Origin of the sequence: Amycolatopsis alba DSM 44262, assembly GCF_000384215.1 — a bacterium.
GTDB classification, from domain to species: Bacteria; Actinomycetota; Actinomycetes; order Mycobacteriales; family Pseudonocardiaceae; genus Amycolatopsis; species Amycolatopsis alba.
Window position 1 is genome coordinate 914220 of sequence record NZ_KB913032.1, and the last position, 26230, is coordinate 940449.

The 26230-nt window shown below is 68.6% G+C and carries 21 protein-coding genes and 1 tRNA gene; 12 read left to right on the plus strand and 10 right to left on the minus strand.

Features of this window, described 5'->3' with window-relative positions; all coding sequences use genetic code 11:
• Positions 1–5: 5 nt before the first annotated feature.
• The 6 genes from AMYAL_RS0104045 to AMYAL_RS0104065 form a co-directional block, all read right to left on the minus strand.
• Positions 6–662 carry an O-methyltransferase gene (locus AMYAL_RS0104045; RefSeq protein WP_020630028.1) on the minus strand — a complete coding sequence of 219 codons (657 nt, stop codon included), beginning with the start codon at positions 660–662 and terminating at the stop codon, positions 6–8.
• The gene (locus AMYAL_RS0104050) at positions 659–1405 is read right to left on the minus strand and encodes a thioesterase II family protein (protein ID WP_020630029.1); all 747 of its coding nucleotides are present in this window, start codon (positions 1403–1405) and stop codon (positions 659–661) included. The genes AMYAL_RS0104045 and AMYAL_RS0104050 overlap by 4 nt, the downstream gene beginning before the upstream one ends.
• On the minus strand, positions 1402–2817 hold the full coding sequence (locus AMYAL_RS0104055) for an MFS transporter (RefSeq protein ID WP_020630030.1): 1416 nt from the start codon (positions 2815–2817) through the stop codon (positions 1402–1404). Before AMYAL_RS0104055 ends, AMYAL_RS0104050 begins: the two co-directional genes overlap by 4 nt.
• Positions 2818–2926: 109 nt before the next feature.
• Positions 2927–4108 carry an acyltransferase family protein gene (locus tag AMYAL_RS0104060; RefSeq protein ID WP_020630031.1) on the minus strand — a complete coding sequence of 394 codons (1182 nt, stop codon included), beginning with the start codon at positions 4106–4108 and terminating at the stop codon, positions 2927–2929.
• 36 nt (positions 4109–4144) lie between these two features.
• Positions 4145–4219: transfer RNA gene (locus tag AMYAL_RS49165), tRNA-OTHER, on the minus strand.
• A 57-nt stretch (positions 4220–4276) separates the two neighbouring features.
• Complete coding sequence (locus tag AMYAL_RS0104065; RefSeq protein ID WP_020630032.1) at positions 4277–5146, minus strand: aspartyl/asparaginyl beta-hydroxylase domain-containing protein; 870 nt, start codon at positions 5144–5146, stop codon at positions 4277–4279.
• A gap of 68 nt (positions 5147–5214) precedes the next feature.
• On the opposite strand from AMYAL_RS0104065, the gene AMYAL_RS0104070 reads away from it, so the two are divergent.
• On the plus strand, positions 5215–6009 hold the full coding sequence (locus tag AMYAL_RS0104070; RefSeq protein ID WP_020630033.1) for a 2,3-dihydro-2,3-dihydroxybenzoate dehydrogenase: 795 nt from the start codon (positions 5215–5217) through the stop codon (positions 6007–6009).
• A gap of 27 nt (positions 6010–6036) precedes the next feature.
• Positions 6037–6684, plus strand: coding sequence for an isochorismatase family protein (locus AMYAL_RS0104075; RefSeq protein ID WP_020630034.1), 648 nt, complete (start codon positions 6037–6039; stop codon positions 6682–6684).
• A gap of 97 nt (positions 6685–6781) precedes the next feature.
• Here the strand turns inward: AMYAL_RS0104075 and AMYAL_RS0104080 are convergent, their stop codons facing one another.
• Positions 6782–7948, minus strand: coding sequence for an isochorismate synthase (locus AMYAL_RS0104080; protein ID WP_143267666.1), 1167 nt, complete (start codon positions 7946–7948; stop codon positions 6782–6784).
• Between the two features lie 106 nt (positions 7949–8054).
• On the opposite strand from AMYAL_RS0104080, the gene AMYAL_RS0104085 reads away from it, so the two are divergent.
• From AMYAL_RS0104085 to AMYAL_RS0104105, 5 genes are all read left to right on the plus strand, one after another.
• Positions 8055–9668, plus strand: coding sequence for a (2,3-dihydroxybenzoyl)adenylate synthase (locus AMYAL_RS0104085; protein WP_020630036.1), 1614 nt, complete (start codon positions 8055–8057; stop codon positions 9666–9668).
• 60 nt (positions 9669–9728) lie between these two features.
• Positions 9729–9989 (plus strand): phosphopantetheine-binding protein, encoded by a 261-nt coding sequence (locus tag AMYAL_RS0104090; protein WP_209447225.1) that lies wholly within the window; start codon positions 9729–9731, stop codon positions 9987–9989.
• 24 nt (positions 9990–10013) lie between these two features.
• Positions 10014–11522 (plus strand): tryptophan 7-halogenase, encoded by a 1509-nt coding sequence (locus AMYAL_RS0104095; protein ID WP_020630038.1) that lies wholly within the window; start codon positions 10014–10016, stop codon positions 11520–11522.
• Positions 11523–11598: 76 nt separating this feature from the next.
• The gene (locus AMYAL_RS0104100; RefSeq protein WP_020630039.1) at positions 11599–11808 is read left to right on the plus strand and encodes an MbtH family protein; all 210 of its coding nucleotides are present in this window, start codon (positions 11599–11601) and stop codon (positions 11806–11808) included.
• Positions 11809–11810: 2 nt separating this feature from the next.
• Complete coding sequence (locus AMYAL_RS0104105; protein ID WP_245193374.1) at positions 11811–13049, plus strand: cation:proton antiporter domain-containing protein; 1239 nt, start codon at positions 11811–11813, stop codon at positions 13047–13049.
• A 43-nt stretch (positions 13050–13092) separates the two neighbouring features.
• On the opposite strand, the gene AMYAL_RS45590 is transcribed toward AMYAL_RS0104105, so the two are convergent.
• On the minus strand, positions 13093–16263 hold the full coding sequence (locus AMYAL_RS45590; RefSeq protein ID WP_020630041.1) for a non-ribosomal peptide synthetase: 3171 nt from the start codon (positions 16261–16263) through the stop codon (positions 13093–13095).
• A 254-nt stretch (positions 16264–16517) separates the two neighbouring features.
• On the opposite strand from AMYAL_RS45590, the gene AMYAL_RS0104115 reads away from it, so the two are divergent.
• A complete protein-coding gene (locus AMYAL_RS0104115) occupies positions 16518–17594 on the plus strand; it encodes an AMP-binding protein (RefSeq protein ID WP_020630042.1) in 1077 nt (358 codons plus the stop codon).
• An 11-nt stretch (positions 17595–17605) separates the two neighbouring features.
• Here AMYAL_RS0104115 and AMYAL_RS0104120 read toward each other — a convergent pair whose 3' ends face one another.
• On the minus strand, positions 17606–19108 hold the full coding sequence (locus AMYAL_RS0104120) for a sigma-70 family RNA polymerase sigma factor (RefSeq protein ID WP_143267618.1): 1503 nt from the start codon (positions 19106–19108) through the stop codon (positions 17606–17608).
• 124 nt (positions 19109–19232) lie between these two features.
• On the opposite strand from AMYAL_RS0104120, the gene AMYAL_RS0104130 reads away from it, so the two are divergent.
• Both AMYAL_RS0104130 and AMYAL_RS0104135 read left to right on the plus strand, forming a co-directional pair.
• Positions 19233–20846, plus strand: a complete 1614-nt coding sequence (locus tag AMYAL_RS0104130; RefSeq protein WP_143267619.1) for a tannase/feruloyl esterase family alpha/beta hydrolase — start codon at positions 19233–19235, stop codon at positions 20844–20846.
• Between the two features lie 412 nt (positions 20847–21258).
• A complete protein-coding gene (locus AMYAL_RS0104135; protein WP_020630045.1) occupies positions 21259–23991 on the plus strand; it encodes an ATP-binding protein in 2733 nt (910 codons plus the stop codon).
• A 21-nt stretch (positions 23992–24012) separates the two neighbouring features.
• Here AMYAL_RS0104135 and AMYAL_RS0104140 read toward each other — a convergent pair whose 3' ends face one another.
• Positions 24013–24375 carry an HPF/RaiA family ribosome-associated protein gene (locus AMYAL_RS0104140; protein WP_026466727.1) on the minus strand — a complete coding sequence of 121 codons (363 nt, stop codon included), beginning with the start codon at positions 24373–24375 and terminating at the stop codon, positions 24013–24015.
• Between the two features lie 235 nt (positions 24376–24610).
• Here AMYAL_RS0104140 and AMYAL_RS45595 point away from each other — a divergent pair, with 235 nt between their 5' ends.
• Together AMYAL_RS45595 and AMYAL_RS49170 are read left to right on the plus strand one after the other, a co-directional pair.
• Complete coding sequence (locus tag AMYAL_RS45595; protein ID WP_039795235.1) at positions 24611–25753, plus strand: serine hydrolase domain-containing protein; 1143 nt, start codon at positions 24611–24613, stop codon at positions 25751–25753.
• Positions 25754–25794: 41 nt separating this feature from the next.
• Positions 25795–26055 carry a hypothetical protein gene (locus AMYAL_RS49170; protein ID WP_020630048.1) on the plus strand — a complete coding sequence of 87 codons (261 nt, stop codon included), beginning with the start codon at positions 25795–25797 and terminating at the stop codon, positions 26053–26055.
• Positions 26056–26230 lie beyond the last annotated feature (175 nt).

Genomic DNA, 26230 nt, shown 5'->3' on the forward strand with positions numbered 1-26230 from the left:
GGCGGTCACCCGGCCGAACGCACGGAGAGTTCGATTCCGCCGCCGCAGTCCTTGGTGACCGACGTGTACCCGTTGGACGGGTCTCGCACCCAGTCGGTGTACTCCGGGGGAAGCATCGGCAGGTTGTCGGCGACCACGAGGGCACCGGACGGCATTTTCGGTTCGAGGAGCCGGAGAACCGGGAGATACAGTTCCTTCCAGCCGTCCAGCAGCACGAAGTCGACCGGACCGGTGACGTCGGCCAGCACTTCCCGTGCGTCGCCCTCCACGATCTGGGCGAATTCCGCCAGCCCGGCGTCGGCGAGGTTCCGGCGGGCGGCGGTGACCTTGCCCGCGTTCAGTTCCACGCCGAGGACCCGGCCCGCCTGGTTGTCCCGGACGGCGGCACCCAGATAGATCGTCGAGGCGCCGAAGGAAGTGCCGAACTCCACGACGGTGGACGGCCGTGCGGTGCGGACCAGGGTGTACAGCAGCCTGCCGACCTCTCTGTCGACCGGCAGCGCGGCGTCACCGCAGAGTTCGGCGAACTGGGCGGCGCTCGGGGTCGAGCGCCGCGACGCCGCACGGGCCCGGCGCATCACCCGTGCGTCGCTTCGCCAAGACCGCGCGTAGATCTTGTCGAGAACACGCGTCAGCTCGGGATCGTCGAGTGCCGAATTCACGATCCCACCGCCGCGGCGCGAACGTGCCCGGTCAGGATCCCGGCGATCTCGGGCCAGTGGTCCTTCAGGTAGAAATGCCCGCCGGGGAACGTCCGCCTGGTAAAGCCACCGGTGGCATGCAGCGCCCACGCTTGGGCCTGTTCGTCGTCCACGGCGGGATCGCTGTCGCCGGTGAGCACCGTCAGCGGGCACCGCACGGTCGCGCCAGGGTCCGCCCGGTAGCGCTCGATCGCGCGATAGTCGTTGCGGAGCACCGGAACGACCATGGCGACCAGATCCTCGAAATCGAGCAGCTCCGGTTCGATCCCGCCGAGGGCGACGAGGGAGTCCAGCATTTCCGCGTCCGAACCCGGATGCAGCGGCGTTTCGTGCCCGCAGGACGGCGCCCGCCGCCCGGAGGCGAACAGGCCTCGCACCTGACCGCCGTCACGCTCCAGGCGCCTCACCACCTCGAAGCCGACGGTCGCGCCCATGCTGTGCCCGAACAGGGTCAGCGGACTCTGGGCCCACTCCCCCAGTGCGGCCGTGATCTCGTCCGCGAGCACCCCGATGTCGTCGACGAGCGGCTCACGGCTGCGGTCCAGCCTGCCGGGGTACTGGACGGCGAGCACCTCCACGGCCGGAGCGAGGGCACCGGACAGGCCGTGGAAGAAGTTCGCCGAGCCGCCCGCGTGCGGCAGGCACACGACCCTCGCTTCGGCGCCCTGGTTCGGATGGAACCGGCGGATCCAGCTGCCTGTCACGATTTCGCGGTCTTCCGGCCGACGTAGCCGGCGACGACCAGCGCGCCGATGAACAGCAGGGCCGCGGCGATCGCCATGGCGGGACCGTAGTTCTCCGCCGCGTCGGCGCTCGAACCGATCATCGCGCCGAGGATGGCCACGCCGAGCACCGCGCCGGTCTGCCGGAACGCGTTGAGCGCGCCGCCGCCGATCCCCGCCCGTTCCTTGGGCACGGAGCCGATCACCGCGGTGATGAGCGACGGCATCGCGAAGGAGATCCCGAATCCGAGCAGGAGCAGCCCCGCCATCGTCACCACGATCGGCGCCGAGGCATGCATGAACGGCACCTGGACGGCTGTTCCGGCACCCATCAGCACGAATCCGAGCGTGGCCGGGACACGCGGCCCGATCTTCGCGACGAGACGGCCCGCGTACGCGCCGTTGAACGCCGTCGGCAGAGTCAGTGGCAGGAACAGCAACCCGGTTTCGATCGCGCTGGCCTTGTTGACCGTCTGGAAGAACAGCGACAGCACGAACATCGCCCCGGACAACCCGAAATTGACCAGCAGACCGGCGAACAGCCCGGCGGAGAACACGGGTGCCTTGAACAAGGACATCGGCAGCATCGCATCGTCTCCGCGCGCCTGGCGCCGCTTCTCGATCAGGACGAACGCGACACCCGAGAGAACAGCCGCGGCCAGCGAGCCGTACACGACCGGATCACCGAATCCGCTGGTGCCGCTGGCGATGAGCCCGTAGGTGAGCAACGCCAGCGCCGCCACGGCCGTGAACTGCCCCGGCAGGTCGAGGCTTCGCGCGCGGTTCGGCGCCGTCGGCGGCGCGTACTTCCTGGTGAGCGCGATACTGAGCACGGCGACCGGGATGTTGATCGCGAAAATCGCCTGCCAGCCGAGGGTGTCGGTGAGCAGCCCGCCGACCAGCGGTCCGGCCGCGAGCGCGACGCCGGTGATGGCCGCCCAGACGCCCATCGCCTTGGCGCGGCGGGCAGGATCGGGATAGCCGTTGACGAACAGCGCCATCGAGGTGGGCAGCAATCCGGCGCCGACGATGCCGAGCAGGACCCGCAGCGTGACCAGTGTGCCGGTGTTCTGCGCGAAGATCGACAACGCCGAGATCAGCGCGAAGGCCGCGGAACTGGCCAGGAACAACCGTTTGGCGCCCAGCCGGTCGGACAACGCGCCCGCGGTGAGCAGTAACGCGGCGAACGCGAGCGTGTACCCGTTCGAGATCCACTGCAGGGAATCGACGGACGCCTTGAACTGGTCCGCGATCGCGGGCAGCGCGACGACCACCACCGTGGTGTCGAGCAGTACCATGAAGTATCCCAGGGAAATGCCCAGCAGCAGCCAATCACGCTTCTTCGGTTCGGCCGTCTGGGTCGTGTTCCCTGGTTGCCGCGCTTGAGTAGTCACTGCTTCATTCCTCGATCGGTCGGCGCTCGCCGGACTCGGACATCAACTAAAGTATCACTGTAGTCACAGCTCCGGCAATAGCCTTGGTCGCATGACCCTTCACGCACGGTCACATCCGGGCGGCGGCGGTCTTGCGCCGGGACACCGACCAGCGTCGGGTGATCGGCCGCTCGACCCCCGCGTACAGCGCCCAGGAGACGAGGAGCGTCAGCACGGCCTGCCCGGCGATGATCGCGAAACCCGCCGGAGTGGAGAACAGATCCGGGCCGAGCAGCTTCCTCGTGAAGGCGAGGACGATGTAATGCACCATGTAGAACGCGAAGGAGATCTCCCCCAGCCAGACCATCGCCCGGTTGCGGAACAGGGTGAACCGGCCCTCGTTGTCCGCGATCGCCGCGGCCGCGGTGAGCATGACCGCCGGCACGAGGAAGACCACGCGCAGCCCGTACAGGTAGGGCACGAAGAAGCACACGACGTAACTGGCGGCGACCAGGAGGCCGGACCACAGCATGCCGATGTCCCGCCAGCGCCCCAGCATCACCGCCCTGGCGACGAGGATGCCGAGCCCGAAGTCGAGCAGCCGCGGAATCGGCAGGATGTAGGCGAACCAGTAGTGGATCGGCGAGGTGCCGTCCGCGTGCGCCATCACCTCGGGCCCTGCCGGGACCAGCAGCGTGGTGATCAACGGGGTGGCGGCGACGGCCACGATGGCGCCGATGATCCAGAACTTCAGCCGCTGCGCCGGAATCCGGCGGACGCCGAGATAGATCAACGGGAAGGCCAGGTAGAAAACGGCTTCGACGGCCAGCGACCAGCTGGGCGGGTTGACCGGCAGATGACTGGTGAAGTACGGCGTCCAGACCTGGAGCATGAACAGGCTGCCGAGCGATTGGAACAGGGTGGCCTTCGCGCCCACGTACAGCACCATCGCCAGGATCCACGCCACCACGTAGTTCGGCATGATCTTGACGAACCGGCGCCGCCAGAACGACGTCGCGGAATCGCCGTCGCGCGCCGACCACGTCAGCACGAATCCGCTGAGCACGAAGAAGAACGTGACACCCAGCGCGCCGATCTGGCCGACCACCTGGTTGTACTTGTGCGCGGCGCCGTCGTCGGCGAGCAACCGTATTTCGGGGAACGGCAGCGACGCGTGGAAGACGAACACGAGGAAGGCGGCGGGAAAACGCAGGCCGGTCAGCGACGGCAGCCTGCCGACCCGGCGCCGGTCGGCCGGGACGGTTCCGTCATCCGGGCCGACGACGGGCGCGGACTGTTCACTCAAGGACATAGAAGGTCGCTTCCTGAAAGAAAGAGCTACGGATCGTGGTCGGGGCAGCTGGAGTCGAACCAGCAGCTGCTGCCGTGACTTCGACAGGACGTACACCACCTACGTGCCCCGGTGTCCGGCGGCGCAACGATCTTCGCCTCGCCACCAGGACGTCATCCGGCGGAGGTGCTACCAAGACGTCAGGGAGAACCTGTCGTGGAGCGCACGGGCCTCCATCGCGAACTCCCGGATCTGTTCCGCCTTGACGACCATCTTCTCGTCGTCGGCCTTCTTCGCGATCTCCACCAGCCAGTCGTAGGCGTCGCCGGGATGCACGTCGTAGGTGAAGTGCACTTTGGACAGCAGGAACAGCAGATCGCGGAAGTTCTGCCGTTCGATCACCTTGGACAGCGAGAGGATCCGGTCGCGGTGCTCCTGGGTGAACGGCTTGCGGGTGACGATCTCAGGGGTCGCGCCGGGGTCGTAGACCGTGGGGTCGGCGAAGATCTCCTTCTCGTCGAAACCCCCGTCGAAGGCGAAGTCGATGCACAGCGATTGCCTGCTGTGCTCGGAGAAGTTGATCGCGGCGTGCACCGTCGCGGCGTCGAGGAACCAGATCTCCCCCGGCCGCATGTGGATCACGGTGTCCTCATTGGAATGGAACGCCTGCGGGCTGTCCTCCAGCACCATGAACGTGCGGAAGTAGCGGTCGACGTCCTGGTCCAGCTCCACGAAGTCGCGGTGCGGGATGACCACGGCGTTCTTCAAGTTCCTGGTACGGGCCATCTTCAGCCTGTCGCCGACGAAGACGGTCTGCACGATCTCGCGAAGGTAGGGAACCCGCGCGGCGTGCTCGGTGGCGATCGCACTGCCCGGCACGTCCCGGTAGAGCCGGTCCTCGCCCTCGCCGGTGGCGTTCCACAGTGGAATGTTCTTCCAGAACCCGTTGCTGAACTCGTCGTATTCCTCTTCGACGGTCGGCACCGAGGCGAGATAGCCGAGATCCTTCGCCAGCCGTGTCCGGTCGAGTTCGATCTTGCCGAGAATATGTGAGCGCATCTGATCTCCCTGTTGCCCGAGTCGACCATTCCTACCTTAACAGTGGATATAATGATAGTCTAGGTTGTATGCCGGGTGTCGAGATCAGTGGAGTTTCAGGTGAGTCCGTCGTGGTGACGGGTGCCGCGCGGGGCATCGGCCGCGCGGTCGCCCACGCCTTCGCCGAGGCGGGCGCGCGAGTGGCCCTGTGGGATCGCGACCAGGCGGTCGAAACCGCCGCGAGCGAGCTCCGGGCCGCCGAAGACACGCGGACCGTCGCGGTGCGCGCCGACGTGTCCGATCCCGCCGACGTCCGGAAAGCCTTCGACCACAGCGAATCCGTACACGGCGACGTGGCCGTCGTGGTGCACGCCGCGGGTGTGCTGCGGACCGGTTCCGCGCTCGGGATGTCCGATGAGGACTGGCAGGAATGCCTGTCCGTGAACGCCACGGGCACGATGCTCGTCGCCGCCGAGGCGGCCCGGCGCATGGCGCCGCGCGGACGCGGCGCGATCACGGTGATCGCCTCGAACGCGGCCGCCACACCGAGGATCGGCATGGCCGCCTATTGCGCGTCGAAGGCCGCCGCGGCGGCCTTCACCCGCAGCCTCGGGCTCGAGGTCGCCGGCCGGGGCGTGCGCTGCAACATCGTCTCCCCCGGCTCGACCGACACCGCGATGCTGCGCGAAAGCTGGACCGGCGACGCGGACTTCGCGAGCACGCTCGCCGGTGATCCCGCCGCGTTCCGGCTCGGCATCCCGCTCGCCAGGATCGCGACGCCGGACGACGTCGCGCGTGCCGCCCTGTTCCTGTCCTCCGACGCCGCGCGTCACATCACGCTGCACGACCTGCGCGTGGACGGCGGCGCGACGCTCGACCTGTGACCCCGAAACCAAAAGAAAGGCCGCACCATGGCGATTCCGCCGATCGACGCCTATCCACTGCCCTCGCCCGCCGAACTGACCGCGAACCGGGTCCACTGGCGGTTGGACACCACACGGTGCGCGCTGCTCGTCCACGACATGCAGAAGTACTTCATCGACGCCTTCGACCGCACCACCGAACCGGCGTCCGCCCTGATCGAGAACATCCGCCTGATCCGCGAAATCTGCCGCCAGAACGGGATTCCGGTCATCTACACCGCCCAGCCGGGGAATCAGCACCCGTCGCGGCGCGGCATCCTGGCCGATTTCTGGGGAACCGGCCTGGTTTCCGGCCGCGACGAAGAGATCGTCGACGACCTCGCGCCGAACGAGGTCGACATCTTCGTCACCAAATGGCGTTATTCCGCGTTCCAGCGCACCGACCTCGCGCAGCTGCTCAACCGGCACGGCCGCGATCAGCTGATCATCACCGGCGTGTACGCGCACATGGGCTGCATGCTCAGCGCGGCCGAGGCGTTCATGAACGACATCGAACCGTTCATGATCTCCGACGCCACCGCCGATTTCAGCCGGGCGGAACACCTCGGCGCGCTGGACTACGTCGCCAAGCGGTGCGGCACGGTGCTGCCGACCGACCGGGTGATCACGTCGCTGATCGAACGCAGTGCGGCCTAGGCCGCTTCGCGGACGCTCCCGCGATGGCGGCACCGTGGAGGGGGTGGTCACGGTGCCGCCATCACGCCCGGCGAACCGGGCGCAAGGCCGCCGATCGTCAGCCGGTGCGGGGGACAGGCTGCTCGACGGCACCGAGTGCGGTGAGCATCGTGGCGAACTTGGCCGAAGTCTCGGCGAGTTCGGCCAGGGGATCGGATTGGGCGACGATCCCGCCGCCCGCGTACACCCGCACGCTCAGCCCGTCGGCCGCGATCTCGCCGCAGCGGATGGCGACCATCCATTCGCCGTCGCCGTTGCCGTCGCACCAGCCGATGGCGCCCGCGTAGAACCCGCGGTCGCCTTCGATCTGCGCGATGGCCTTGGCCGCTTCGGCCCGCGGGCTGCCGCACACCGCGGCGGTGGGGTGGATGGCCAGCGCGAGGTCGAGCGCGCTGGTGCGCTCGTCGCGCAGGGTGCCGGAGATCGGGGTGCCGAGATGCCACAGTGCCGGGGTCTGCACCAGGCTCGGCGCCTCCGGCACGTCGAGTTCGTCGCAGAGCTCACCGAGCGAGGACTTCAGCCCTTCGACGACGATCGCGTGTTCGGCGAGGTCCTTGACCGAGAGGGCGAGCCGCGCGGCCACGGCGGCGTCCTGGTCCACAGAGGACTCCCGTTTGGCGGTGCCTGCGAGCGGGAAGCAGGTGACGTGCCGCCCGGACCGGCGCACCAGCACCTCCGGGCTCGACCCGACCAGGGTGCGGCCGCGATAGTCCGCGCCCGCCGGGCTCAGGTCCACACAGAACCCGTTGTTGCCCGCGTCGTCCGACACCAGGCGCTGCACCAGCATCGTCGGCAGGATCGGCGCTTCCGCGCGCACCAGGAGAGACCTGGCGAGCACCACTTTGGTCAACGGGTCGTCGGGAGCGCGCAGCCGCTTCAGCGCCGTTTCGACGGCTTCGACGTGGCGCGCCGGGCTGGGAAGACTGTCGGACACCGTGCACGCCGGGATGGGACTCGGTTTCGGGTAGCCCTGCCAGACCCGCCGCTGGCGGTACAGGTCGACGGGCACGGTCAGCGCGGAAGGGTTCGCGGTGTCGAAGGGCAACGCCCCGACGACGGCCGGAACGGTTCCCTCACGCAACCTCCGAGCCGCCTCGTGCGGGTCGTCGAGGGTGTCGCGAACGCCTTGCGACTGCACCGAAAGATGCGGTCTGGACAGGATGAACGGGGTGACCCGCCGCTGCGCCTGGCCATTCCCCTTGGCTTGATCCACTACGCTGGTCACAAGTTCTAGACTATCATGATATTAATGATCCGGGTAGAGTCCGGGGAGGCGGCACGGGGACCGCGTATCGCACGAATCTCTTGATCCACAAGGAAATGGGGGCGGCATGCCGCACGACGCCGAGCACGTGCCTTGGCCGGCCGAAGACGTCGTCCGCTATCGCGACGCGGGATGCTGGACAGGGCAGACTTTCGGGCAATCGCTGGCCGAACGGGCGGCCGCGCACGGCGACCGGTGCGCGGTCCGCGACCAGGACCGGCGGCTGACCTACGCCGAGCTCGACACCGCCGCCTCGTCGCTGGCGACCGGCCTGCGCGCGCTGGGCATCGCGCCGTCGGACCGGGTGCTCCTGCACCTGCAGAACAGTGTGGAGTTCGTCGAAGTCCTCTTCGCACTGTTCCGTCTCGGCGCGATACCGGTCATGGGACTCCCGGCGCACCGGCACGCGGAAATGGCCGCGAACGCCGCGGCCACCGAAGCCGTCGCCGTCATCGTGCCCTCGCACGGGGCCGGATACGACTTCGTCGGCCTCGCACAACGGGTCCGCCGGGAAACCCCCTCGGTGCGGCACGTGATCACCGTCGGGCCGGGAACCGCGAAGACCGACGCGGGTGAAGACCTGTTCCTGACTCCCGGATCCCTGCCGGGACCGAGCGCGGGCGCGATCGCCTTGCTCCAGCTTTCCGGTGGCAGCACGGGAATCCCGAAACTCATCCCGCGCACGCACGACGACTACCTCTACAGTGTCCGGCGCAGCGCGGAGATCTGCCGCCTCGACGCGTCGGCGGTCTACTTCGCCGCGCTTCCGGCAGCGCACAACTTCACCCTCAGCTCGCCGGGCATTCTCGGCACGCTCTGGGCGGGCGGGACGGTCGCGCTCAGCCGGGATCCCAGCCCGTCGGCCGCTTTTTCCTTCATCCGGGAGACCGGGACGACCATCACCGGCCTGGTGCCGCCGCTGGCCCGGCTCTGGGTCGAGACCGCCGAACGCCTGGCGGATCCGGACATCGGCTCGCTCCGGGTGCTGCAGATCGGGGGCGCCCGTTGCCCGGACGAACTCGCCGCCCGTGTCACCCCCGCGCTCGGGGCCACCGTGCAACAGGTGTTCGGGATGGCCGAGGGGCTGGTCTGTTACACCCGGCTGGACGACGAAGCCGAGGTCTTGACGACCACGCAGGGGCGCCCGATGTCCGAATTCGACGAGATGCTGGTCGTCGACGAGTTCGACCGGGAGGTGCCGCCCGGCGAGCCGGGCAGGCTGCTCACCAGGGGGCCGTACACGATTCGCGGCTACTACCGCAACGAAGCGGCGAACCGGCGTTCCTTCACCGAAAACGGCTGGTACCGCACGGGAGACATCGTGCGCGTCCGCCCGGACGGCAACCTGAGCGTGGTGGGGCGCTCCGGCGACTTCATCAACCGGGCAGGCGAAAAGGTGTCGCCGGAGGAACTCGAAGGGCAGCTGCGCGGGCACCCGTCGGTCAAGGATCTGCTCGCGGTCGGCATGACCGATCCCGCGCTGGGCGAACGCACCTGCGTGTTCGTCGTTCTCTCCGAAGCCGACGCGAAGCCGACTCTCGGCGAACTGCGCGCTTTCGGCAGGGAACGCGGCTTGGCCGATTGGAAACTCCCGGACGAGCTCAGGATCGTGCCCGACTTCCCGAAGACCGGTGTCGGGAAAGCGAGCAGGAAAGCACTCCGCGAGGAACTTCGCGGTTGACCCGGCCTTCTCCGTCAAGGCAGTCACGTCGCCCCGGCGACCTTCAATGAGATGGGAACCATGTCGAAGATAAGTCATGAGCAGATGACGGCGGACATCGCCGAGGCCATGGGCGTCGGCGTCGACGAGATCCGCGCGGACGTCAATTTGCGGGACGCCGGGCTGGATTCCATCCGGCTGATGTCCCTGGTCGAGAAATGGCGGGCGGAGGGCATCGAAGGCGCCGACTTCGTGACCCTGGCGACCGAACCGACGGTCGGCGCGTGGGCCACCGCGATCACCGGGGAAGACGCGCAGTCCGGCGTCGAAACCGTTCACTAACCAATACCGGAAGAGGCTGGCCAGATGGAAACTCGTACGGAAAACGTTGACGTCGTCGTGGTCGGCGGCGGACCAGGCGGCTCCACCGCCGCGACACTGCTGGCGCGGCGCGGACGCTCGGTCGTCCTTCTCGAAAAGGAGCAGTTCCCGCGCTACCAGATCGGCGAATCGCTGCTGCCCTCGACGGTGCACGGGATCTGCCGTCTGCTCGGCGTGGAAAAGGAGATGGAGGCCGCCGGGTTCATGTACAAACGGGGCGGCAGTTTCCGCTGGGGCACCAACCCGGTCCCCTGGAACTTCCTGTTCTCGATCTCGCCGGAGTTCTCCGGCCCGACTTCGCACGCCTATCAGGTGGAACGGGCGAAGTTCGACGACATCCTGCTCAAGCACGCCGCCGCTTCCGGGGTCGACGTGCGTGAACGGAGCGAGGTCATCGCCGCGGTGCGCGACGAGGAAGCCGTGCGCGGCGTGACCTATCGCGACGCCGACGGGAACGAGCACGAGATCTCCGCGCGCTACGTGATCGACGCGTCCGGGAACCGCAGCAGCCTGTGGAAGGCCACCGGGGGCGAACGTCAGTACTCCGAGCATTTCAAGAACGTCGCCGTGTTCGGCTATTTCGAGGGCGGCGGCCGCCTTCCGGGGTCGAACAGCGGCAACATCCTCTGCGAGGCGTTCGGCGAGGGCTGGCTGTGGTACATCCCGCTGACCGACGGGCTGACCAGTGTCGGCGCGGTGATCAGCCGGGAGCACGTGGCACAGATCCAGGGCGATCGCGAAGCGGCGCTCATGCGGTTCATCGGCAAGAGCTCCTACGTCAAGGACATGCTGACCACCGCGACACGGGTGAACGACGACAGCATGTACGGGGAGATCCGCATCCGTAAGGACTATTCCTACGCGAACACGAAGTTCCACGCCCCCGGTATCGTGCTCGTCGGTGACGCCGCGTGCTTCATCGACCCGGTCTTCTCCACCGGCGTCCACCTCGCCACCTACGCCGGTGTGCTCGCCGCGCGGTCCATCAACAGCGTGTTCGAAGGGAACGTCGACGAGTCTCGCGCCTTCGCCGAGTTCGAAGGCCGGTACCGTCGGGAGTACTCCGTCTTCTACGAGTTCCTGTCCTCCTTCTACAACATGGAGCAGGCGGAAGACTCCTACTTCTGGCAAGCGAGGAAGGTGACGAACCTGTCCGAGTCCTCTTTCGAGTCCTTTGTGTCGCTGGTCGCCGGTGGTTTCTCCCACGAGCGTGTCCTGACCGATCCGAACGAGGTCGCGGAACGGTTCGAGCAGTCGACGCGTCAGATGGCGGAGGCCGCCGAGCGCACCGGCGGCATGGAGACCGATTCCGGGCAGCGGATGAACCACCTGTTCGGCACGCCGGTCGTGCGCGAGGTCATGGAGGAGATGAACGCCATCCAGGCACGGGGTGTGGCGGGCGAGGCGCTGGTCGAACCGCCGTTGCTGCCCGACGGCCTGGTTCCGACCGAAGACGGCCTCGGCTGGGCGGAACCCGCGGTGGTCCCCGCCTGACCGTCCTTGTCCCGGCGGCCGCGCGGGAATCCTCGCGCGGCCGCCGTTCCCATTCCAGGTCATGAGGGGACTTGAGATGACCAACCCGTTCGACGACACCCACGGGACCTTCCACGTCCTGGTGAACGAAGACGCGCAGTATTCGCTGTGGCCGGTGTTCGCCGGGATCCCGGCAGGCTGGCGGCCGGTACTCGAAGACGCCACCCACGACGACGCGCTGGCCTTCGTCGAAGCCAACTGGGCCGAGCCCGGAATGGCGGGCACGCGGGGGAAGTCGCCTTGCTGACAGTGCATGTGGTGGCCGCGCTGGCCGCCATCCTGGCGCTGGCCTGGCTGGGACGCGTGACGGCGAAGGCACTGCGGCAGCCGGAAGTCATCGGCGAGATCGTCGCGGGACTGTTCGCCGGCCCCGTGGTGGTCGCGCTGTTCGGCGACGGCACGCTCGGGGACCTGCTCCCCCAGCGAGTGCTCGACCTGCTCAAACTCATCGCCGAAGCGGGTCTCGCGCTGTTCCTCATCGGTGTCGCGCACAAGCTCCGGCTGGGCGACCGGCGACCGGGCAGGAAGGCTTCGGGCTGGCTGGCCGTCTGCGCTTTCGTGCCGCCGCTGCTGACCGGCGGGCTGCTCGTCGCCTGGATCGTGGCGCAGGACGATCCCGTGGTGCGCGGTCACGCCCCGTTTCCCGCCTTCCTGCTGATGGTCGCGGTGGCGATGTCGATCACCGCGGTCCCGGTGCTGGCCAGGATCCTCGCCGACCACGGTCTGCTCGACTCGCTGATCGGCAGGCTCGCCATGGTCTCCGCGATCCTCATCGACGTCGCGGGCTGGCTGCTGCTGTCCGTGGCCGTCGGCCTGGCGTCGGGCAGCCTGGCCGGGCTGCTCCGCTCGACGGCCGTCCTGGTCGCCGGGGTACTGGGCGCGTTGGCGCTGCGACGGGTGCTGCGAACCCCGGCCGCGACCCGGCTGGCGACCAGGGCGCCGCGCGTGGTCGCCGTGGCGCTGGGCGTCGCCGCCATCGCCGCGGCCCTCGCCTTCGAACACGGCGGGCTGACCGCGGTCTTCGGAGCCGTCGTGCTCGGACTGGCCGTCCCGGCGGGCGCGGACACTCCGTGGCGGGTCCCCGTGGCGTCGGTGACCAGTGCCGGCCGCACGCTCGTACCGGTGTTCTTCGTGGTCACCGGGGTCACCGTGCTCACGTCCGGCTTCCACGCCGCGCAGTGGCCGCTCATCGCGCTGACCGTCGCGCTCGGCGTCGTCGGCAAGCTCGGCGGCGGGTACCTCGGCGCGCGGCTCGGCGGCAGCCGTCGTCGTGAGGCGGCACGGGCCGGGGTGCTGATGAACACCCGCGGCCTCACCGAGCTCATCGTGCTGAAGGTCGGGTTCAGCGCGGGGATCCTGACCGCTCCCCTGTTCCTCGCCATGGTGATCATGGCGCTGGTCGCGACCGCCATGACCGGCCCCTGCCTGCTGATGCTCGACACCGTCGGGATCAAGCGCGGATCGCCGGCGCGGACGGGTTCCGCATGAAGCGCTTCCGGCCGGGAGCCGAACGCTCCCGGCCGGAACCGGCTCAGTCCAGTGCGGCCGCGAGCTGCGACACGGTCGGGTTGTCGAACACCACGCGGATCGAGACCTTCACCGCGAACTCCTCGCTGAGCCTGGTGACGAGCCTGGTCGCCAGCAGCGAATGCCCGCCGAGCTGGAAGAAGTCGTCGTCGGCGCCGATCTTCGACAGGCCGAGCACCTCCTCGAACGCCTTCACGACCCGCCTTTCCGCGTCGGTCTCCGCCGGACGGCTTCCCTCCACCACCTCGAAGTCCGGCTCCGGCAACGCACGCCTGTCGAGTTTGCCGTTGGGCGTCATCGGGATGCGGTCCACGGTCACGAAGAACGACGGGACCATGTGATCGGGCAGGTTCTCCCGCGCGGCGTCCCTGGCCGCGGCAGGCAGGTCCACCACCGCCGCGCCCGGACCGGCGACGAGGTAGGCGACCAGGACCAGCGCCCCGCTCGGCGCGGTTTTCGGGACCACGACACAGTTCCCGACCCCGGCGGCGGCCCCGATCACGGCCGCGATCTCGGCGAGTTCGACCCGGAACCCGCGGATCTTGATCTGGTCGTCGTTGCGGCCGAGATAGAGGATGGTGCCGTGTTCGGACCACTGGGCCAGGTCGCCGGTGCGGTACATGCGCTCGCCGGGCGCACCGAACGGATCGGCGACGAACCTGCCCGCGGTCAGCCCCGGCCTGCCGTGGTAACCGTTGGCCAGCTGCGGTCCCGTCAGGTACAGCTCCCCCGGCACCCCGGCCGGGACAGGCTGCAGGAACCGGTCGAGGATGTAGCCGCCGCAGTTCGCGCCGAACCGGCCGAGCGGTTCGATCCCGCCTTCCGGTCCGGGACCGACCAGGTCGACCCGGTGATAGGTGACCTCCCCGGTTTCGGTGGGGCCATAGGTGTTCCAGGCCGCGATGCCGAACCGGTCGCCGAGTTCCGCGGACAGCTTCCGGCTCAGCGCCTCACCCGAGCACACGACGGCGCGGACGGCGAGCCGGGACGGATCCGGCCCGGACTCCAGGAAAGCCTGCAGCATCGACGGCACGAAGTTGGTCAGCGTGACCTGCTCGTCCCGCATGAGCTCGAACAGATGGGCCGGATCGCCGTGCGCCCCCGGTTCGGCCAGCACGATCGTCGCGCCGGCGGCCATCGTGCCGAAGATCTCGGTGACCGAGACGTCGAAGCTGATCGGCGCCTTCTGCAACACCCTGTCCCGGTGTGAGAGCGCGAAAAGCTGCGCCTGGCCCCAGAGCAGCCGGTTGACGATCGACCGGTGGGAGAGGACGACCCCCTTCGGACGGCCCGTCGTGCCCGAGGTGTAGATGACGTACGCGGGGGCCTGCGGCAGGACCGGCCCACCCCGTTCGGCGTCGGGAACGGGATCCGCGGACCGGGCGGCCACCCGCGCCTTCGTCGCCGGATCGTCCACGACGAGCACGGCGTCACGCATGTCATCCGGGACACTTTCCCCGAGCTGTGCCAAGGAATCCTTCGAGGCGACGACACGCCGCGCGCCGGAGTTCTCGAGCATGTACCGGATCCGGTCGCCGGGATAGGCGGTGTCCACCGGGACGTAGGCCGCGCCGGTCCGGATCACCGCGACCAGCGCCACGATCAGCCCGTGCGAACGCGGCAGCGCGACGGCCACCCTGGTACCCGGCCCGATCCCCGCGGCGAGCAGTTCCCGGCTCAGCCGGTTGGCGGCCGCGTCGAGCTCGGCGTAGGTCATGGTCTCGCCGCGGAACACCACGGCGGGGTCTGCCGCCGCGGCGCGGAACTGCGCGTCCAGCAACGAGATCAGGGTGCCGGGACCGCTGGGCCGCGGCCCGAGGTTCCAGTCTCCGGTGACCTGGCGGCGGTCGGCCTCCGTCGCCACCCGCACGGTGCCGAGCTTCCGGTCGGACGCCGCGGTCACGAACTCGGCGAAGTACGCGGCGAACCGGCCGAGGTGCCTGTCGACCGAGGGGCCGTCGAAGGTCGAGCCGTTCGCGTCGAGGTCGAACCGCAGCCCGTGCGTCGCGTCGAAGTACGCGGACAGCGAAAGATCGTCGACCGGTCCGGTGGACAGTCCCTGCTGCACGCCCGTGACGTCGCCGAACGCCAGGTGGTAGTCGAAAGCCTTGATGTTGACCTGTGAGCCGGACAGCCTGCCGTCCGTGCCGACCAGTCCGGCCTCCCGTGCGATGTGCTCCCGGCGGTAGCCCTGATGGGTGCGCGCGAGCGCGACCTCGTCGGCGAACCGGCGGAGGGTTTCGGCCACCGTCGCGGACTCGTCGACGTCGATGTGCAGCGGCAGGATGTTGACCTTGACCGCCGGGGTGCGCAGGGCGGCCGGGGTGGAGCGGCACATCAGCGGCAGCCCCGGCACCACGTGCGTGCTGCCGGTGATCTTGGCGAGGTAGGTCCCCCAGCCGGCGATGACGACGTCGCCCCAGGTCAGTTTGTGCTCGGCCGCGCACTGCTTGAGTCTGTCCCGCACGGTCTCGCCGAGGGTCACCGTCCGGCGCAGGGGCGGCCGGAGATAGTCGTGCGCGCCTTCGGACCTGCGGGTCCCCTGGACCCGCTGCGCCGACCGGCCGTCCACCTTGCCGATCCAGAACTCCCGGCTCCCGGCCTGGCCGTCGCGGGTGGCCGCTTCCTCGGCCACCAGGTCGTCGAAGGTGCCGAACCAGCGGGGCCGGGGCGGCTTCCCTCCGGCGAGGGCGGTGTACAGCTCGGCCACCCGGCGGGAAACGAGCATCAGGCCGTAGGCGTCGAGAAGGACGTGGTGCGCGCGGAAGAACCAGGCGCTGGAGTCCTCCCCGAGCACGTGGTACGCGCTGCCGACGAGATCCCGGCCGCTCAGCTCGCGCGGTGTCGCGAGGTCGTCGTGCATCCGCGCGAGAGCCGACCGCCGGGGCGTGGCGTCGCCGCTGTGGTCGTGGACGGCCGTCGGAAGCTCGCGTGGTGCCCCGGCCGATTCCCAGCGTGCCCCGCCGTCGTCCGCGGTGAGGGACGCGAGGAGAACGTCGGATTCGGAGATCGCGATGCGCACCGCTTCGTCGAGCAGCCGCGCGTCGAGGCGCCGGTCGAACCAGACGACCTGCCCGATGTTGAAGATCGGGCTCTCGGGCACGAGCTGCTGTGCGAAGAGGATTCCTTCCTGTGCACCGAGTAACCGGCTTGACCTGACCTCGCCGACCGTCATCGACATCCTCCCAGAAGTCACTTGCGAATACCTAGACTATCCTGGTGGACTCACATCAGGTAGGCCTACCTGTGTCGTACGTCACAGGTAGAATGTCCGAATGCGGCGACCTGTCCGGATATTTGCCCTGACGGACATGTCCGCTGTCGCTAGCATCGAGAGCGTTTTACCGGGGACAATGGGGGAATTGCTCCAAGATCTTGGGGGGATCGTGAATGACGCAGAAAACTATTGACCAAGTATTATGCGAATCAGTGGACCAATGGCCGGATCATCCTGCCATTGTCGGTGATGGTTACTTTTCGGACTATTACTGCCTCAATGATTCCGTCGATTTCTTCGTCGACGCGCTGGCCGCCGCGGGGGTGGCGCCGCGGGACCTCGTGGCCGTCTATATCCGTTCGGGGTACGAATATCTGGTCACGGTGCTGGCACTGGCCAGGCTGGACGCGACGCCGGTTCTGCTCGACGTGCTCGACAACCCGTTGCAGACAAAGAAGATGATCGAGGATTCCGGCGCAGGGTACGTGGTGACGCACGACGCGGACGCGTACCTTCTGGAAGACGTCCTGAACGAGTGCGACTGCGAGTCCCGTACCGTTCCCGGCGCCCCGGATTTCACCCTCGTCCACTGTCTGCGCGATTCGGGCGAAAAGGCGGCTTGCGCCGGAGTCGTCTTCTTCGTCGACGAGACCGGCGATTGCGCTTTCGTGCCGCACGAAGCGATAGTGGCGGGCGCGCTGGAGATGGCCGAACGATTCGACCTCTCCGAAGACGATGTCGTCGCGTCCACCGATTCGATGGCCTCGCGCAAATCGATCACCGTCATCGTGGCGAGCTTCCTCACCGGAGCCGGCCTGTCACTGAACCGGACATCCCAGTTTTCCGACCGTGACTGGTTGCACACCGCGCCGTCGCACGGGGTCACCGTGTTCGCCTCCCGGCCGCGGCACCTCACCCGGCTCCTCGACGCGCGAGGGGCGGACGGTGCGCCACCGTGGCCTCAGTTACGCGCGGTGATCAGTTCCGGCGGGGACAACGACGAGGACTTCCTGCGCTATTTCGCGGCGGAGCTGCCCGCGGTCTGCATCCACCTCATCACCGGTTCGGCCGAAGGCGGCATGTCCTCCGCGATCGGCCTCCACGCCTGCCCGGCGGCGGCAGGCGGGAGCGGATCCGGCGCCCGGCATGCCGTCGGCGCGCACGCCGGACCACCGGGCACGATGCGGCTCGCGGCACGGCACGAACTGAAGATGGCCGTGCCGTTGCGCCGCCTCATCGACGAGGCGCTGTTCGACGGACGGGCCTCGAGGTGCCGTTGCGGTCGCTGATCCCCGGCCGGTCAGGCCGCGCTGTCCACCATCTCCAGGATGTCGAGCTCGCGGCGCCGGGTCAGCACGCCACGGATGTCGTCGAGGCCGGCGTCGGTGTCCAGCCACACGGCGTGGGCGAGCTCGGCCACGACGGCGTCCTGATCCAGCGCGGGGTCGTCCGAGTTCGAATGGCCGGTCATCGCCAGCGCCGCGCGCACCCCGCGGCCGGGCGGCGGAGTCCGCTTCACGTCGAACTCCCCGCCCGCCCGGAACTCCAGGAAGACCAGGTCCCCGGCCTGCAGCCCCAGCTCGTCGATGAACCGTTTGATGGTGCCGGACCTGGCCTGGACCGACGCCCAGGTCACCTCCTGCGGTCCCAGCCTGCTCTGGAAGGTCTTCGCCGAGTTCGGGCCGACGCCGAGCAGGGTCGCCAGCGCCGACGGCAGGCTGAACCCGGAGCCGCGCACGTGCTGGTTGTTGATCTTCAGCCGGAAGCGCACGATGTCGCCTTCGCGGAACACCCGCCCGGTGTTCTGCGGGCTCTTGCCCCGCGAATCCGTCGTGCCGCGGAACGACACGACGTTGTCCCGCTGCACGAACTCCCCGGCGGAGGCGTAGGTGCGGACGCTCGCCTCGCTGACGTCGTACCGGGACCGGATGGACTCGATCAGGGTGGCGAGTTCGAGGGAACCGCCGTTCTCGGTGATCAGCTTGGCGATCTGACGCCGGATCGGCACGTATTCGGGCAGGCCCCAGCGGCTCAGCGCCCACGCCGTCCGGTCCGACTTCAGGAAGCGGGTGTCGGCCACCAGGGCGTTGCGGACGGCGGCGTCGGTGCGCTTCGGGATCAGTTGCGCGCGGATGGCTTCCAGGGTCATCGGCGTCCCGGCGATACCGAGCAGCGCGGCGGCGTGATCCTCGATGGAGGAGGTCTTCGTGAGCACGTGCGCGCCGCGGATGGTGTAACCGCGGTGGGTGAGCCACCGGGCGGCCTCCTCGTCGGAGACCCGCATCGCGGCGGACGCCACCGTGATCGGGACGACGCCCTCGGGAGAGGCGTTGGCCTCCAGAAGCTTCGCCACCGTGCGCACGGCGTTCTCGGCTGTCGGCGCGAGCACCCATTCGCCGCGCATCTCGAACCGGCCGAACACCGCCGCAAGCGCTTTCAACGCCGAAATGCCGACGCTCGGGACCGGGGTCCGGATCTCCGGGCGGACGACGATGAGGCGGTGGACGTCGGCGACATGGGTCACGCTGTCGCACACCCAGCGCGTCGTTTCCGAGATCAGCGCGGAGTTCTCGAACGCCTCGCGCAGCCGCCGCCTGACCTGGTTGTCGAGCTGGCCCGCCCGTTCCCGCGACACCCGGATGCGTTCCCCGATCTGGGCGAGGGTGGCAGGCTGGGTGGAGAGGATGCGATCCCGGCACAACGTGAGCTCACGGTCGTCGAGCTCCGCGATGATCTCCTCGATCGCCTCGGCCAGCCGAGGCCGCGTCGGCTCGGCCGAACGCGGGGATTCAGCGCCGTCCAAACCTCGCATGTTCCGTGCCATCCGGTTCACTTGTCCCAGGCTTCCTTAACGTCCGACTCCATTGTCGCCCAAGTGGTCATCGCCGCCAAGTCGCCGATCACCCCGGCCATGACCGGGCAAGTGTATGGGTAACGCGGGCAAGGGAAAGAGAGCGGGCCGGGTGCTCGCCCCCGTGTTCACCCTCGCCGTACTGGCCGCGTGCGCTCCCGCCACGGTCGCGGAAGCCCCGGTCCGGGACTGCCAGGCGCTGGTCAGGGCCTACGACATCCCCGGTGCGACCGCAAAAGTCACCTCCGCGACCGTCCGGTCTTCCGGGCCGGAACGGTGCGAGGTGACCGGCCGGATCGCACCGGCCGTCACTTTCCGGCTCGCCTTGCCCGTCCGCACCTACGGCGGTCGCTACCTGCAGTACGGCTGCGGAGGATTCTGCGGCGAGGTGTCTTCCCCCGCCGTCGTCGGCTGCGGGGAGGACACCGGCGACGCGGCCGTCGCGGCGACCGACGACGGTCACGCCGGACCGGCGATGGACGGCAGCTGGGCCTTGCGCGATCAGGCCGCACGCGACGACTTCGCCTTCCGCGCGCCGCATGTCCTTTCGCTGGTGGCCAAGCAAATCATCACCGCCTACTACGGCACCCCGCCGAAGAAGTCCTACTTCCGGGGATGTTCCAACGGCGGACGCGAAGGAATGCTGCTCGCCCAGCGTTATCCCCGCGACTTCGACGGCGTCCTCGCGTCGTCACCGGCGATCTCGATCCTCCAGCTCGGCGGGATCTACCAGACCTGGCTGGTCCGGTCCAATACCGGCGCGTCCGGCGGGCCGATCATCGACGCGACCGCGGCCGGCGTCCTGCACGAAGCGGTACTCGGGGCGTGCGACGGTCTCGACGGGCTGATCGACGGCCAGCTCGAAGATCCGCGGCTGTGCGAGTTCGATCCGGCCACCATTCGATGCGAGCCGGGCTCCGCCAGGAGAAACTGCCTGACCGCCGCGCAGACCGAAGCGGCACAGCGGCTTTACGCCGGTCCGACCGACGGACAGGGCCGTCGGCTGTTCCCCGGACGTCAACCTTTCGGTGGCGAACTCGGCTGGCCGGATTGGTTTGGACAAGGCGATTCAGGAACCAGTGCGGTTCTCGCGGAGAATCACCTCCGATACCTGGATTTCCCCATCGGCACACCACATTCGTCACTCGCCGGGTTCGGCTTCACCGTCGGCGACTATGAACGGCTCGTACCGGAAAGCGTCAAGATCAACGCCCTCGGCCTGGACCTGACCGAGTTCCACCGCGCCGGAGGCAGGCTCGTGATCGAGCACGGCTGGGCCGACCAGGGTGTGCCACCTTCGATGGTGATCGACTACTACGCACGCCTGGCCCAGCGGAACGGCGGCCTGGAGAACACGCGGTCCTTCGCCCGCCTCTTCCTGGTGCCCACCCTGTACCACTGCGGCGGCGGCGAACTGCTCACCCGGCACGACGCGTTCCCCGAGCTCGTGCACTGGGTCGAGACCGGGCGCGCGCCGGACCGGACCATCGCGGAAGGCCATGGCAGGCAAGGAAACGCGCGCACCAGGCCGGTGTTCGCCTATCCGGAACGGGCTCGGTACGACGGCAGCGGCAGCATCGACGACGAAAGCAACTTCACCGCCGCGCCGCCGCTGGTGAACGACAGCGGGATCGTCCGCTGGCTCGGCGAGGATCTCTACGACCGGCGAGGCCCGGTCGCCCCTGGATGAGCACGTCCTTTCGACGTACAACGACTGTCCACAGTACAGAAATGACTCGCCCGCTCGGCCGACGGGACATTCTCCGGCGCATTTCTGACAGAAACCGCGAGCAGCTGAGCGAACCTGACAAAACCCGGCGGCCACCGAACCACTCGAAGCAATTTCGTCGACCTGGCACCGGAACCTCGACATCATGATCACCGATACCGCCCGACCACACGAAACCGTAATGACAATAACCTGCCACGGAGATCTTCGAACCAAGCGTTCAAGACTTTCGAGAACCATTACCCTGAATGCAGGTGCACACCAGGATGAATTCACTTGCCACCGGTCATGATGACTCACGGAAAGCCTGTACCGTCGTGGCGCTTGGAATTCCGGGTCGGTGTGGCCTGATGCGGGGGCACCCTGGAAGAAGGTGTCCGTCAGCGGGCCGACGGGGAAGGTGGCGATGGTGGCGGGCCGGGGTTCGCGGCATCACCTGATAGTGGTGGCCGACGTGGAGGGGTTCGGGGATCCGAGGCGGACGGGGCCGCATCAGCAGGCGGTGCGCGACGGCTTGTACGAGGTGATGGCCGCCGCGTTCGCCGCGGCCGGGCTGGTGTGGGAAAACTGCTATCGAGAAGACCGCGGGGACGCGGTGTTCGTGCTGGTACCACCGGAAACAGACAAAGCGGCCTTCGTCGAAACCGTGTTCCCGGCATTGGTGACGCGGCTGCGGGTGCACAACGACTCTCATCCGGAGATGCAACGCATCCGGCTGCGGATCGCGCTGCACGCCGGCGAGGTCGGGTACGACGAGCACGGCGTCACCTCGTCGTCACTGACCCTGGCGTTCCGGCTCTGCGACGCGCCTCCTCTGCGGACCGCGCTCGACACCTCCCCCGGAGTGCTGGCGGTGATCGCGTCCGACCGGCTTTTCGACGACGTGGTCCGCCATACTCCCGCGGCCGCGCCCGAGACCTGGCGCCCGGTCACCGTCGCGGTGAAGGAGGCAGCCACGGCGGGGTGGATCGCTCTTCCCGACCACCCTTACCCGCCAGAGCCGGGCAGCCGGGCGAGTGGCATCGGAAGACCCGGTACGGGGGTGATTCCGCGGCAACTTCCCGCAGCGGTGCGTGACTTCACCGGCCGCGCCGAGCATCTGACCGCACTCGACGCCTTGATACCGCCGGATCCCGGCACCCCCGGCGAACGCGCGCAGTCGGTGGTGATCACCGCCGTCGACGGCACGGGAGGGATCGGCAAGACCTCTCTCGCTTTGCATTGGGCTCACCGGGTTCAAGACCGTTTCCCGGACGGCACGCTGCATGTCAACCTTCGCGGCTACGGGTCGGGCGAGCCCGCCACCCCCGGCGAGGCCCTCGGCGGGTTCCTCCGGGCACTGGGGGTCGCGGCCCGCGCGATCCCCGCCGACGTGGAAGCACAAGCGGCCTCGCTTCGCTCGCTGCTGGCAGGCAAGCGGGTACTGATGCTGCTGGACAACGCCCACAGCGCCGAACAGGTACGGCCCCTGCTGCCTGCCAGCCCTGGCTGCATGGTCGTCGTGACCAGCCGCGACTGTCTCACCGGCCTGGTCGTCACCGACGCCGCGCATCGGCTCACCCTCGACCTTCTCACCTCTTCCGAAGCACTCGACCTGGTCGCGGGCATCATCGGCCCGCGACGGGCCGATGACGAAGCCGAAGCGGTCGGCGAGCTGGTCAAATGGTGCGCCCGGTTACCACTGGCGCTGCGCATAGCGGCCAGTCGCGTCGCCGTCCATCCTCATCGGGCAGTGGCCGACGTCGTCGCCGAGCTGGCCGACGACCGGACCAGACTGGACGCCCTCAGCGAAAGCAGCGACGAGCCCGCCGCGATCCGCGCCGTGTTCGCCTGGTCCTACCGGCGTCTTCCAGCCGAGCAGGCGCGGCTGTTCCGGCGTCTCGGACTGCATCCAGGCCCCGATCTGTCCCTGCCCGCCGCTGCCGCGCTCGCCGAACTGCCACCCGCTCATGCCCGCCCTCTGATGACCGCGCTCGCGGAGGCACATCTGGTCGAACCGATCTCCGCTGGCCGATACCGGCTCCACGATCTGCTTCGCGCCTACGCCGCCGAACAAGCCGGCCGCTTCGACACCGCCGAAGAGCGCCTGCGAACCCTGAACGCCTTGCTGACCTGGTACAGCCACACCGCCCGCACGGCAGACCACCGGCTCCATCCGGCTTTCATGAAGATCCCGGCGGTGGTCACGGAACCGGCTCATCCGCATCCCATCACCGGCCGAGGTGAGGCTTGGGCCTGGCTGATCGCCGAACGCATCAATCTCCAGGCCGCGCTCCAGCACGCCGCGGACCATCAGCTCAACCAGCACACCATTCCGCTCGCCCACGCCTGCCGCTTTCTCCTCTCGGCGGGCAGTCCGCAGGAACAGATCGACGCTTTGAACCTGGGGATCAACGCCGCACGGCAGTCGGGAACCCGCACCCAGGAGGCGACCCTCGTACTCACCCGCGCGGAGGCGGTTTACCGGTTGGGCCGGTTGGATCACGCGAAGGCAGACCTCGACCGCGCGGACACCTTGCTCGAGCACCTCGACGACGACACGCTCACCGTGTACTCACTCAACTCTCGCGGCCTGATCCTCTTGCACCAGAACCGATTCGAAGACGCCGAGCGGTATCTCCTCTCCGCGCTGCCGCTGAGCCGGGGAATCGACACCGGCCGCTGGGAGGCGGTGGTGGAGGGCAATCTCAGTGCCGCTCGCTGCGGCCTCGGCGACCACCAGTGCGCGCTCGTGCACGGCGAACGCAGTCTGCGGTTGCGGCGAAAAGCCGGAGATCTCACCGGCGAGGCCGGGGCGCTGACCCAGATCGCGCGGATCTGGCAAGGAATGCGCGCCCCGTACCGGGCGATCGCGCTCTGCCTGGACGCGATCGCCATCGGCCGCCGCACGCCCCTCAATCGTGACGACACACTCGCCGAACCGCTCGAAGTCATCGGGATCTGCCAGTACCGGCTCGGCAACACCGACGAGGCACTGACCTACTGGCAGGAAGCCGCCAACCTGTACGACAACATCGGCCTCCCCCGCAAAGCCGCCGACGTACGACGGCGCGCGACCCAGCTGAAGAAGGAAGGCCGACGGCGAGACGCTTTCGGGGAGGCCTGAGTTCCGGCACGACGATCGTGGTCAGACCGGCTCCGGTTCCTCCGGGGCGGGCATGTGACGGATGCTGTCGCTGCCCTTGTGATCGTGCGCGCGGTCGTACCGGGAACTCAGTACCGTCCCCAATTTGTGTGCCGCGCCCGCGTACGCGTCGTCCACGATGGTCGCGTGATGGGTGACCGCGAGGGGTTGTTTACCGCCCGGCCGCGCCTCGATCACGCACTTCTTGTCTTCCGGCTTGCCGCTTCCGTCCTCGCTGAGATGCACTTCCACCCTGGTCACCCATCCGCCGAACCGGGACAGCCTGGTCTCCAGATCGCCGGTCACGTAGCTGACCAGTCGTTCGCCACCGGGGATGTTGTGGTCGGTGTTGACTTGGATCTGCACGAGCACCCTCCAAAGCGGAACAGTGATGATCTCCGTCAGTACCACGGACGCGGCCGGCTCAAACCTGGCGGCATCTTCCCGGCCCTGTCAGGGGAAGTTCGGGGGCCGTCCCCGATGTGCCGGACGGGCGGGCCGAACGATCATGGGGCCGGGGCGACCGGGATCGGTTTCCCGTGACGAAGGAGTGCTCTTCTTGCGATCAAGTATTCGACGCGCAGGCGCCGTGGTCCTGTCCATGACTGTCCTGATCGGACTGACCGGGCCGGGCCCGGCGAACGCGTCCGCGGCGGCGGACAGCGGACGCGGCACGGTGCGGCAGGCCATGGCCGGACTCGTGGCGACCGGCACGGCAGGCGTCCAGGTGCGCCTGCACGATGACCGGGGCGACTGGACCGGCAGCGCCGGAGAACGGGAACTGGGCAGGCACCGTTCGCCGTCCACCGACGGAAAGTTCCGTGCGGGCAGCACCACCAAGACCTTCGTGGCCACCGTGGTGCTCCAGCTGGTCGGCGAGGGCAAGCTGGAACTCGATGCCCCGGTCGACCGCTACCTGCCGAGGTTCGGCCTGGACCGCCGGATCACCGTCCGGATGCTGCTGCAGCACACCAGCGGCCTGTTCGACTACATCGGCGACACCAGCCCGGACGGTGCCACGTTCGAGCCCGGCATCCCGCTGGTCGGCAAGGAAGGCGTGGCGAACCGTTTCCACCGCTACCTCCCGGACGAACTGGTCCGCCTGTCCTTGGCCAAACCTGCCCGTTTCGCACCCGGCACCCAATGGCGCTATTCCAACACCAACTACGTGCTGGCCGGGCTTCTCGTCGAGCAAGCGACCAGCACTTCCTACGCCACGCAGGTGGAACGACGCATCCTCCAGCCGCTCCGGATGCACGACACCAGCCTCCCCGGCGCCCGGACGACCATCCCCGGCGACCACGCCCACGCCTACCAGGCGTACCAGGACAACCGCAGGCTGACGACCGTCGACGTCACCCGGCAGAGCACGACCTGGGCGTGGGCCGCCGGCGAGATCGTCTCGACCACGAAGGACCTCGACCGCTTCATCACCGCGCTGACCGGCGGGAAGCTGCTGTCCCCGGAGCTCTACGCGGAAATGCGCCGGATGCGGGAAGCGGGCAGCGCGAACCGGCAATACGGCCTCGGGCTCGCCCAGTACCGGCTCGCGCCGGACTGTGTCGTGGTCGGCCATGTCGGCGAGATCCCCGGCTACAAGACGTACCTGCTCAGCACGCCGGACGGCAGCCGGCGCCTGGAGCTGTCCGCGACCCAGGGCGCGCTCGACTACCAGGACAAGGCCGGTCAGGAGAAGGTCGAAAAGGCCGAGGGCAAGCTCGTCGTCGCCGCCCTCTGCGGCTGAGCTCGGCCAAGGTCGCGTCCGGGACGGCCGGCCAGCGGGACGTGGCGCGCCGGGAGATCGCGATCGCCACATCGATGATGAAGTGTGCCTCGCCGGACCCGACGCCACGACCCTCGATCGCCCGCGCCAGTGCGGCGGCGATGTCGGCGAGTTTGATCAGGTCGCGTTCGGCCAGTACCGGGCTGGCGGCGATCACGCGGGCACGGCGTATCGGTGCGGGCAAGATGCCTGCGCGCTCGGGCGACGGCGTCTTCGGCGCGCCGGAGTTGGTCCAGCGCCCGATCGAGATTCTCGTGCCCTAACCGCTCCGCGACCTCGGCAGTGGGCGGATGCTGTCGCGAGAGCTCCTCCTCGCGCTCGTCGGCCTGCTGCTCGCGATGGTCGGCCCGAACCTCGCGATGGCCGGCCCATTGCTCGCGGTAGTCGGCCATGCTTTCACGGTGAATGGCGCTCGTCTCGCGCATTTCGAGCGCAATC